The sequence below is a fragment of the Tunicatimonas sp. genome (assembly GCF_049647865.1).
GTDB lineage: Bacteria > Bacteroidota > Bacteroidia > Cytophagales > Cyclobacteriaceae > Tunicatimonas.
Genome location: NZ_JBARYM010000519.1, coordinates 1 through 10,015 on the forward strand (window position 1 = coordinate 1; position 10,015 = coordinate 10,015).

Sequence of the window (10,015 nt, forward strand, 5' to 3'; positions counted from 1 at the left end):
CCCCAGTACGGATCATCTAAGCCCTGTTGCACATCGATAAGAAGTAGCACCGATAGGTTCATATTGAGTGATAGTTAGGGCGTAGTTAGAAATATTTTTAGATACAACTTTTCAGGAAAGTTAAATCAACTAACGATTAGTTAGCTGTACAGGTAGTACTTGTTATTTACTACTGCCTTTCAAAGCTTCAATAATTGAACAGTAATTTGCTTGCTTGTAGTCAGATTTTTCTTCGTAAAACAATCAAATCCGAGCGGCCATTAATAGATGTAAGTCGCGGGAGCGAAGGTTAAACTTCTTGCCAATAGCCGCGTTGGTGAGGCTACCTCGGTAGGTATAAATTCCTTTCATGAACCATCGGTAGTGGTAAATCATTTCGTCTACTCCTCCAGCATCGCAGACTTGCGACAGAATAGGGGTAAAAATATTACTGAACACCGTGGTGGCAGTACGTGGCACGCGCGAAGCAATATTGGGTACGCAGTAGTGAATTACGTTGTACTTACGAAATACCGGTTTTTTCAGACTAGTTATTTCCGACGTTTCAATGCAACCTCCTTGGTCAATACTCACATCTACAATCACCGATTCGGCTTTCATGTTCGCTACCATCTCTTCGGTTACCACCATACGGTTCGTTCCCTTTTCGGCCCGAATAGCTCCAATCACTACATCGGCCTCTTCCAATGCATTGCTCAACGTAACCACATCCATTGTTGAAGTATATATCTGCTGACCCAGCGTATGCTTTATCCGGCGTAGTTTGTACAGTTGATTGTCAAAGATTTTTACTTGAGCACCCAGGCCAATAGCGGTACGAGCGGCGTATTCCCCTACCGTACCCGCGCCTAAGATCACTACTTTGGTGGGGGGCACCCCAGTAATACCACCCAAAATTATTCCACTGCCGTTAGTACTACTGCTTAGATAGTGAGCCGCCACTGTCATTACTGTACTCCCAGCAATTTCGCTCATAGCCCGAACGACTGGCATCCCCCCTACTTTATCTTCAATAAACTCAAAAGCTACTCCGGTAATTTTACGTTTATTCAAGGCATGAATAAATTCGGGAGTTTGGTTACCCATGTGCAGTGCCGAGATTAATGTAGATCCTACGGGAAGATACTCAATCTCTTCTAGCGTGGGCGGGGCTACTTTGAGAACAATTTCTGCATCAAAGGCCTCCTTAGTCGAGTACACAATTTTTGCCCCGGACTCACTGTATTCGTTATCCGAAAATTTGGCATCAACACCGGCTTCGGTTTCTACCATTACCCGGTGGCCCATATTGGTAATTACTCCTACGGAAGATGGGGTAAGCAACAAGCGGTTTTCCTGCGGAGATACCTCCTTGGGAATGCCGATCTGAAGCGACTTATCGCTTTCTTTTATCGTGGCTAACTGCTCCTGAGGATACAACATTTGCTCTTTAGCAAGCTCCTTAATCTCAGAAGATGATGTGCTTACCAGTGTTTCTGGTTTATTTGAGTCATTCATGTTGGGACGCGTAAATAGTGCGACTCTGATCGGGTTGTACCTCTAAAAAAACTTGAAGGTGCCGATCCGGCAGCAAATTAGGAATTTTTTCCGGCCACTCAATCAGACAATAACTTCCTGAATCAAAATATTCTTCGGCACCAATATCTACAGCCTCTGATTCGTGCTTCAAACGATAAAAATCAAAGTGATAAATAGTTTGGCCATCAGAAGTTTCGTATTCGTTCACAATGGAAAATGTTGGACTACTCATCTGATCTACTACTTTCCAATATCGACCGAATTCTTTAATTAATGTAGTCTTCCCCGCTCCTAAGTCTCCTTGAAACAGCCAAATATCGTAAGAATTTCCCCATTTAATCAACTCCTGAGCGACTTGAGGCAAATTTACTTCCTGCACCTCCTTTTGAACCCATTCACCTTTAGACATTCTTAGGAGTCAGCGTGATTAGTGGCACAATCATTTCTTCTAGCGAAACCCCTCCGTGCTGGAAGGTATCTCGGTAGTAATTTACGTAATAATTGTAATTGTTAGGATACGCAAAAAAGTAATCTTGCGTAGCAAAGGCATACGTAGTTGATACATTTAGTCGGGGCAGGTGCAAATCTTCCGGGTGACGTACCGCAAACACGCGGTTATTATCAAAATTGAGATTTTTTCCTTGCTTGTAGCGTAAGTTCGTATTGGTGTTACGATCACCAATAATTTTGGCGGGGCGTTTCACCCGAATAGTACCGTGGTCAGTAGCTACCACAACTTTTACCGATTCTTTTGATAGCCATTTGAATAGGTCGAGCAAAGGAGAGTGTAAAAACCATGATTTGGTAATAGAGCGATAAGCCGCCTCATCGGGAGCCAGTTCTCGGATCATTTCCATATCGGTACGAGCGTGAGAAAGCATGTCTACAAAATTGTAAACCACTACGTTCAGGTCATTTTTCATTAGGTTAGACACATTGTCTAGCAACTGTTTGCCCTGCTCAGTACGAATAACTTTATGGTAGCTGCTCTTAATATCTAAACGGTTCTTTTTAAGCTGCCGCTTCAGAAACTCGTGCTCGTGATTGTTCTTACCCTCTTCTTGGTCATCGCCCACCCAAATATCGGAGTGGTACTTCTCCATTTCGGCGGGTAGCATTCCCGAAAAAATAGCGTTCCGCGAAAAAGCCGTCGTAGTGGGTAGAATAGAATACATTGATGATTCTTCTTCCACCGTATAATGGTCGGCAATAATGGGTTCGATGATCTTCCACTGATCAAAACGTAAGTTATCAATCAGAATGAAGAAGAGCGGTTGATCTTCTTTTAATTCCGGAAAAATCCGTTTGGTCATTAATTCGTGCGAGAGCAACGGTTTATCTACGCCCACTTCATTTAGCCACAAATCATAATTATCGGTAATAAAGCGAGCGAAGTTAGAATTCGCCTCATCTTTCTGATTATCCAGCACTTCCGACATGCTTCGCTCTTCGGTATTATCAATCTCCAGCTCCCAAAAAATTAGCTTCCGGTAAATTTCAATCCACTCCCGATGATCAATATCATCACTGTAGGCCATGCTGAGGTTCCGAAAATCCTGCTGATAGCTCATATTGGTCTTCTCAGTCACCAACCGCCGATTATCCAGAATCTTCTTGATAGAGAGCAGAATTTGATTCGGATTAAGCGGTTTAATTAGGTAGTCGCTGATTTTTGCCCCAATTGCCTGCTCCATAATCATTTCTTCCTCACTTTTGGTAATCATTACTACCGGAATATTAGGCTTGGAAGATTTAATATAGTCCAGCGTTTCCAGTCCAGTCATGCCGGGCATATTTTCGTCTAAGAAAATAAGATCGAAAGCTTGGTTCTCTACTTGCTCAATAGCATCGGCTCCGCTGTTTACGGTAACCATTTCGTAACCCTTCTTTTCTAAAAAGAGCGTATGAGGCTTGAGAAGATCTATTTCATCATCGGCCCAAAGAATTTTGTATTTCTGCATAAGTGGTTCAGGTTGAAAAACTAAGTGATCGTGAGGTTGTTAATAATTTAAGTATTATGGTGCATGGTGTTAGGGTGTTATAGTTGCCAATGGTGCGTAATACTGTGGTACCAGTTTTGGGTTCTGAGTTGACGTTTAATTTACATCATACCAGAACTTTAACACCACACGGTGGTCGCCATAACACTAATCATTTAAACTTACTAACGTTGAATAAGAGAAAAGTTTTCAACGACCCAGTTTATGGGTTTATTAATATTCCTAGCGAACTTATTTTCGATATTATTGAACATCCCTACGTGCAACGGTTGCGGCGTATTCGGCAAATGGGTTTAGCTCATTTAGTGTATCCCGGAGCCTTACATACCCGGTTCAATCATGCCCTGGGTGCCATGCATCTGATGCAGAACACCGTGGATAGCTTGCGAAACAAGGGACAGGACATATCAAATGATGAATGTGAGGCGCTGTTAATTGCTATTTTGCTGCACGACGTAGGCCACGCTCCGTTTTCCCACGCACTGGAATATACTCTCTTAGACGTAAGTCACGAAGAAATGTCGCGGCTTATTATGAAACGTTTGGCGCAGGAGTTGGGGGGTAATCTGCCATTAGCTTATCAGATCTTCACCAATCAGTACGAGCGTAAATTTTTTCATCAACTAGTATCCAGCCAATTAGATATTGATCGATTAGATTATCTCAAGCGAGACTGCTTTTATACCGGAGTATCGGAAGGTGAGATTGGAGCGGATCGTATTATCAAAATGCTCGATGTTCGGAATGATGAGATTGTAGTAGAGGAAAAGGGAATTTATAGTATTGAAAACTTTCTCCACGCTCGCCGACTGATGTACTGGCAGGTGTACTTACACAAGGCCAGCGTGAGTGCCGAAAAAATGATGGTGGCAATTATTCAGCGAGCTCAACACTTGATAGCTACCGGAGTTGAAGTATCCGCCTCACCCTGCTTATCTTTATTCTTAAAACAACTCTTATCGCTATCTGATATTGAGCAAAATGAGAAGTATTTGGAACACTACACTGAGCTAGATGATATTGATATTTGGTACGCTATTAAAAACTGGCAGCAGCATCCCGACCGCGCACTTTCTACCTTGAGCCAAATGCTGCTTCAGCGAAAGTTATTCAGGATTAGATTATATAACCAACCACTCCCTACCGAAACTATTAGTCGCTTACAACAGCAGGTTCAGCAAGAAATGCAATTAAATCAAGATGAAGTAGACTACTTTTTATACTACGGAGAAGTTAGCAATGCTGCTTATGCCGCCGGAGATCAAAAAATCAATATTTTAACTAAAGAGGGCAAGATTTTTGACGTAGTAGAGGCATCCGATTTACCCTATGTAAAGGCAATGAGCCGGATTGTAAAAAAGTATTATGTTTGCTGGCCAAAGAACTTGGCACTTCAAGCAGAAGCAGTCTGAATTGCCAACCTAACGTTTACCTCTTCATGATAGAGTTCAGTGCTACGTACATTGCTCAGTTACTAAACGGAGAAGTTCAGGGCGATGGCACTACTAAAATCAGTAAACTGGGTAAGATTGACGATGCGGAGCCAGGTGCTTTAGCCTTTCTCTCTAACCCCAAGTACGAACCTTCTCTTTACAGCACTGCTGCTAGTGCCGTACTGGTAGATAAGCAATTTCAACCCCGTCAAATCGTAGAAACCACCCTTATTCGAGTAGACGATCCGTATTCTGGGTTTACCACCCTGCTAGAAGAATACCACAAACTGCTTAACCACGATAAAGTAGGTACGGAAGAACCCGCTTTCGTTCATGAAAGTAGCCAACTGGGAAATAGCTTGTACCGAGGGGCTTTCTCATATATTGGTGCTAATTGCACAATTGGGAACAACGTTAAAATTTACCCGCAAGCCTACGTTGGCGATAATGTAGCAATCGGCGACCATACCATTATTCATAGTGGAGTGAAGATTTACGCAGGGAGTATTATCGGCTCACACTGCGTAATTCATTCGGGTACTGTGATTGGTAGCGATGGTTTTGGCTTTGCTCCTCAACCCGATGGCAGTTACAAAACAATTCCTCAGCTTGGCAATGTAGTGATTGGCCACCATGTAAACATTGGTGCCAATACCGCTATTGATTGTGCCACTTTAGGCTCTACTACTATTCACGATGGAGTAAAATTGGATAACCTTATCCAAATTGCGCATAATGTAGAAATTGGTGAAAATACAGTGATTGCAGCACAAACCGGAGTCTCGGGGTCAGCCAAGATTGGCAAAAATTGCATTCTGGCTGGGCAGGTTGGCGTTGTTGGGCACCTCACGATTGATGACCGGGTAACAGTAGGAGCTCAAGCCGGTGTGGGAAAATCGTTAAAGTCCGACCAAATAGTGCTAGGTAGCCCCGCTTTTGACCGAAAGAAATACCTCCGAGCGTACGCTGCTTTCAGAAGCTTACCCGATCTGGTTGGGCGACTCAACGAACTCGAAAAAAAATACTAACTTTGCCGCTCAATTGAGTCAAAGTACATGATGAACATTAGGCAACACACTATACAAAAGTCAGTCACCGTCTCGGGGGTCGGGTTACACACAGGAGTACCGGCCAATATGACCTTCGTACCCGCCAAACCTAACCACGGAATTAAGTTTCAGCGCACTGACCTGGAAGGCGAGCCCACCGTAGATGCTGATGTGGATAACGTAGTAGACCTTTCTCGAGGCACTACCATTGAACAAAGTGGTGCTCGTATCAACACGGTTGAGCATACATTAGCCGCACTGGTGGGTATGGAAATTGATAACGTACTTATTCAACTCGACGGTCCCGAGCCACCCATTATGGATGGCAGCTCCAAACCCTACGTTGATGCTTTGGTGGAGGCTGGTACTGAAGAGCAGAGTGCTTTGCGCAATTTCTTCGAAGTAAAAGAAAGCATTCATTATCAAGATTCCTCTCGCAATGTAGAAATTGCGGCCCTGCCTCTAGATGACTACCGGGTTACGGTAATGGTCGACTATAACTCGCCGGTATTAGGCAGTCAACACGCTACCTTAAATGATATTAAAGATTTCTCAAAGGATATTGCGGCCTGCCGTACTTTTTGTTTCCTGCACGAATTGGAAATGTTGCATAAGAACAACTTAATTCGGGGGGGTGATCTCAACAATGCTATTGTGGTGGTTGATAAGAAGGTAGATGAAGAAGAGTTATCCTACTTAGCTGATTTATTCAATAAACCGAAGGTAGAAGTTCGAAAAGAGGGTATTCTGAACAACGTAGAACTTCGCTATAAGAATGAACCTGCTCGACACAAGCTATTAGATATGGTTGGAGACTTAGCGTTGGTAGGCCGACCGATTAAAGCACAAATTTTGGCGGCTCGCCCCGGTCATGCGGCCAACGTAGCTTTTGCTAAGAAGTTGAAAAAAGCTATGAAAGAAAATGGTGACAACAACTTACTTCAGTACGACTCCCAGTTTCCGCCTGTATTAGACATCAATCAGATTAGCCAGATGTTACCGCATCGGTATCCGTTTTTGATGATTGATAAAATCTATTATCTGGACGATACTACCGTGTGCGGTATGAAGAACGTTACGATGAACGAGCCGTTCTTTGAGGGTCACTTCCCCGGCAACCCGGTGATGCCTGGTGTGTTGCAAGTAGAAGCTATGGTGCAAACCGGAGGTATCTTGGTATTAAACACTGTTCCTGACCCCGAAAATTACTGGACATATTTTCTAGCAATTGAACATTGTCGTTTTAGAAAAATGGTTTTACCCGGTGACACCCTCACCATAAAATGTGAACTGCTGGCCCCCATTAAGCGAGGCATTGCCAAAATGCGCGGACAAGCTTACGTAGGAAAATCACTAGTTTGTGAAGCTACCATGTCGGCCAGTATTGTTCGGAAAGACTCATGAACCAACCGTTAGCATACATCCACCCTGAAGCCAAAATTGCCAATAACGTAGTTATTGAGCCGTTTAGTACAATCTACAAAAATGTGGTTATTAAAGAGGGTACCTGGATTGGCCCCAACGTAACCATTATGGAGGGGGCTCGTATTGGTCGCAATTGTAAAATATTTCCGGGAGCAGTAATCTCAGCAGTGCCTCAGGATTTGAAATTTGCCGGAGAAGATACTACCGCTGAAATTGGTGATAACACCGTCATTCGCGAATGTGTCACAATTAACCGGGGTACCGTAGATCGCCACAAAACAACAATTGGTGATAATGCACTGCTGATGGCCTACGTTCATATTGCGCACGACTGTATAATCGGCAATAGCTGTATTCTAGCCAATGCAGTTCAGGTAGCCGGTCATGTAACGGTAGGAGAATATGCGTTTATTGCTGGAATGAGTGCCGTTCATCAATTTGCTAAGATCGGTGCTCATGCTATGATTTCGGGCGGTTCGCTGGTGCGAAAAGATGTTCCTCCGTTTGTGCGGGCAGCTCGGGAACCATTAGGCTACAGTGGAATTAATTCTATTGGGTTACGCCGTCGGGGATTCTCTAATGAAAAAATTAACGAAATTCAGGAAGTCTACCGGATGATCTATTTGAGCGGCATGAACAACTCGGCGGCTCTCGACCAGATTGAGATTACGATGAACCCATCGCGCGAGCGAGACGAAATTCTTCGCTTTATGCATAGTTCCGAACGAGGTATTATGAAAGGGTTTGATCAGTAAATCTTTATCGTCCGTACGCATTGAAATTAAGCAGATAGGCAAAAAATTTCAGCGTGGTCAGCAGTCCGGTAATCGTGGACTTGGTGAGTGGATCTTTCGGGATATTAACCTTACACTTGAGCAGCAGCAATCGTACGCCTTCACTGGGCCCAATGGCAGCGGAAAGTCTACTCTACTACTTATTTTAGCTGGTTTACTTCCTCCTACTAAAGGGGAAATTCATTATTACCAGCAAGGAAAGACCATTGATGAGGAGGCTATCTTTAGATACATCATCATGTCAGCTCCGTATATGGAGCTCATCGAAGAGTTTACGCTGGAAGAATTCCTAAACTTTCACACTACCCTAAAACCACTCAAACCAGAAGTATCTATTAATCAACTACTAGAACGAACGGGACTAACTACTGCTCGACAAAAATACATTTATCAGTTTTCTTCTGGAATGAAGCAGCGGCTCAAATTAGGTATTGCGTTCTACTCACCGAGTCCGGTACTACTACTGGATGAGCCTTGCTCTAACTTAGATCAGCAAGGAATACAGTGGTACCAGCAAGAAATTAGACAGCATATTGCCGAAAGGCTAGTGGTGATTTGTTCTAATCAATCTTTTGAATACGATTTCTGTGATCAGATCATCGATATTACGCAATTTAAACGCTAACCCTACAGTTAAAAAGTACAGATACCTTTTCTACTATTTCTAACGCTTAGCTAATGACTCAATTAAGTAAACTGCCTCTGCTACTATTGCTAACGCTAGGAAGCACATGGGGCTGCAAAGAAAACAACGGCACTAACGGTGGCGATGAAGTAGTGGCTGGTCAAGAGATTGCCGGAATTTGGTTTATTCGCGATACTACCGATGTAGTGGTGAACCTGACCACACCTGAAGGGGTAGAAAAGCAAGTAAAAGCCGGGGATTTTGCTGGCTTCCGAATAACCATCACCCCTAGATTAAGCGAAGTGGCTTACACTACGCAGGGCACCATTAGTCCGGCGATATTCCCCCCCCAAGGAACATTAGTAGTTGAAGAGTCTGATGATTTTTTGGTGGGAGCCCAAGTGATTCGCCAACCGGATTTAGTCCCTATGGACATACAATTATTTGAAGCCGACACTGCTTACATAGAAATAGGGTTTTCAGTGGGCGGGGATAGTAGCATTCCGGCGGGTAATAGTCGAGTATCTGGAATTTCGGGGGGGTACCAGCTAACGCTGATTAAACAGCAAACGCAGTAAAGAAATCAAATTTGATAGAAATCCGTTAATTTGCTAACAAACGCCATCTTATTATGAGTACTAAAGAAAAAATAAGCCAGTCGCTTGATAAGTTGAGTAAAGAGGATTTAGAAAAAGTAGAGCAGCTATTGAAAGTTTAAAAAGTAGGAAAGCTCGTCGCACTCAACACTTAAAAACATACGATCTTGGCGGCAAATACGACCAAATGAATATTCGTGATACCGCGTATGAATAGGCTTCTATTAGATACTAATCTGCTTTACTACGCCATAGATCAAGCTTCCATCTTTCATAAAACTAGTCAGCGTTTTATTGATGAAACAGATAGCAAACTGTATACTACCATCAAAAATATTGGTAAGTTTTTAGTTGCTACTACCCGGGGCGATGATCCTATCTCACTTCTAAGCAAGCGCTAGAAACAGTGGAAAGGTTTCAGCGATTTATCCAATTCTATTCCCAGATGAAAAATCACTCGATCAGCATAAAGCATTTTTGCAACACTACTACCCAAGAGGTAAGAAGATACATGACTACGAAATAGCTGCCATTGCGATAGCTAATGGAATTACTCAAATTGCTACGTTCAACAT

At 43.2% G+C, this 10,015-nt stretch carries 10 protein-coding genes; 7 read left to right on the plus strand and 3 right to left on the minus strand.

Going from position 1 to position 10,015, the window contains the following annotated elements; genetic code table 11:
* Positions 1 to 243 precede the first annotated feature (243 nt).
* The 3 genes from WBA23_RS15315 to WBA23_RS15325 are packed head-to-tail and all read right to left on the minus strand — an operon-like array spanning position 244 to position 3,479.
* A complete protein-coding gene (locus tag WBA23_RS15315; protein WP_424583156.1) occupies positions 244 to 1,497 on the minus strand; it encodes an alanine dehydrogenase in 1,254 nt (417 codons plus the stop codon).
* Complete coding sequence (tsaE, locus tag WBA23_RS15320; protein WP_424583157.1) at positions 1,490 to 1,927, minus strand: tRNA (adenosine(37)-N6)-threonylcarbamoyltransferase complex ATPase subunit type 1 TsaE; 438 nt, start codon at positions 1,925 to 1,927, stop codon at positions 1,490 to 1,492. The genes WBA23_RS15315 and tsaE overlap by 8 nt, the downstream gene beginning before the upstream one ends.
* Positions 1,920 to 3,479, minus strand: coding sequence for a PglZ domain-containing protein (locus WBA23_RS15325; protein WP_424583158.1), 1,560 nt, complete (start codon positions 3,477 to 3,479; stop codon positions 1,920 to 1,922). Before WBA23_RS15325 ends, tsaE begins: the two co-directional genes overlap by 8 nt.
* A gap of 209 nt (positions 3,480 to 3,688) precedes the next feature.
* Here WBA23_RS15325 and WBA23_RS15330 point away from each other — a divergent pair, with 209 nt between their 5' ends.
* From WBA23_RS15330 to WBA23_RS15360, 7 genes are all read left to right on the plus strand, one after another.
* The gene (locus tag WBA23_RS15330) at positions 3,689 to 4,930 is read left to right on the plus strand and encodes an HD domain-containing protein (RefSeq protein WP_424583159.1); all 1,242 of its coding nucleotides are present in this window, start codon (positions 3,689 to 3,691) and stop codon (positions 4,928 to 4,930) included.
* Positions 4,931 to 4,959: 29 nt separating this feature from the next.
* Positions 4,960 to 5,979 carry a UDP-3-O-(3-hydroxymyristoyl)glucosamine N-acyltransferase gene (lpxD, locus tag WBA23_RS15335; protein WP_424583164.1) on the plus strand — a complete coding sequence of 340 codons (1,020 nt, stop codon included), beginning with the start codon at positions 4,960 to 4,962 and terminating at the stop codon, positions 5,977 to 5,979.
* A gap of 30 nt (positions 5,980 to 6,009) precedes the next feature.
* The gene (locus WBA23_RS15340; protein ID WP_424583165.1) at positions 6,010 to 7,404 is read left to right on the plus strand and encodes a bifunctional UDP-3-O-[3-hydroxymyristoyl] N-acetylglucosamine deacetylase/3-hydroxyacyl-ACP dehydratase; all 1,395 of its coding nucleotides are present in this window, start codon (positions 6,010 to 6,012) and stop codon (positions 7,402 to 7,404) included.
* Positions 7,401 to 8,180, plus strand: a complete 780-nt coding sequence (gene lpxA, locus WBA23_RS15345; protein WP_424583160.1) for an acyl-ACP--UDP-N-acetylglucosamine O-acyltransferase — start codon at positions 7,401 to 7,403, stop codon at positions 8,178 to 8,180. The genes WBA23_RS15340 and lpxA overlap by 4 nt, the downstream gene beginning before the upstream one ends.
* Entirely contained in the window at positions 8,170 to 8,844 is a 675-nt protein-coding gene (locus WBA23_RS15350; protein WP_424583161.1) for an ABC transporter ATP-binding protein, read from the plus strand. The genes lpxA and WBA23_RS15350 overlap by 11 nt, the downstream gene beginning before the upstream one ends.
* A 53-nt stretch (positions 8,845 to 8,897) precedes the next feature.
* On the plus strand, positions 8,898 to 9,422 hold the full coding sequence (locus tag WBA23_RS15355; protein ID WP_424583162.1) for a hypothetical protein: 525 nt from the start codon (positions 8,898 to 8,900) through the stop codon (positions 9,420 to 9,422).
* A gap of 227 nt (positions 9,423 to 9,649) precedes the next feature.
* Entirely contained in the window at positions 9,650 to 9,841 is a 192-nt protein-coding gene (locus WBA23_RS15360; RefSeq protein ID WP_424583163.1) for a hypothetical protein, read from the plus strand.
* Positions 9,842 to 10,015: the final 174 nt, after the last annotated feature.

Excerpts from the sequence above, each read along its gene's own strand:
- WBA23_RS15315 (WP_424583156.1), bottom strand. The coding sequence starts at position 1,497 with ATGAATGACTCAAATAAACCAGAAACACTGGTAAGCACATCATCTTCT.
- tsaE (WP_424583157.1), bottom strand. The coding sequence starts at position 1,927 with ATGTCTAAAGGTGAATGGGTTCAAAAGGAGGTGCAGGAAGTAAATTTG.
- WBA23_RS15325 (WP_424583158.1), bottom strand. The coding sequence starts at position 3,479 with ATGCAGAAATACAAAATTCTTTGGGCCGATGATGAAATAGATCTTCTC.
- WBA23_RS15340 (WP_424583165.1), top strand. The coding sequence starts at position 6,010 with ATGAACATTAGGCAACACACTATACAAAAGTCAGTCACCGTCTCGGGG.
- lpxA (WP_424583160.1), top strand. The coding sequence starts at position 7,401 with ATGAACCAACCGTTAGCATACATCCACCCTGAAGCCAAAATTGCCAAT.
- WBA23_RS15355 (WP_424583162.1), top strand. The coding sequence starts at position 8,898 with ATGACTCAATTAAGTAAACTGCCTCTGCTACTATTGCTAACGCTAGGA.
- WBA23_RS15360 (WP_424583163.1), top strand. The coding sequence starts at position 9,650 with ATGAATAGGCTTCTATTAGATACTAATCTGCTTTACTACGCCATAGAT.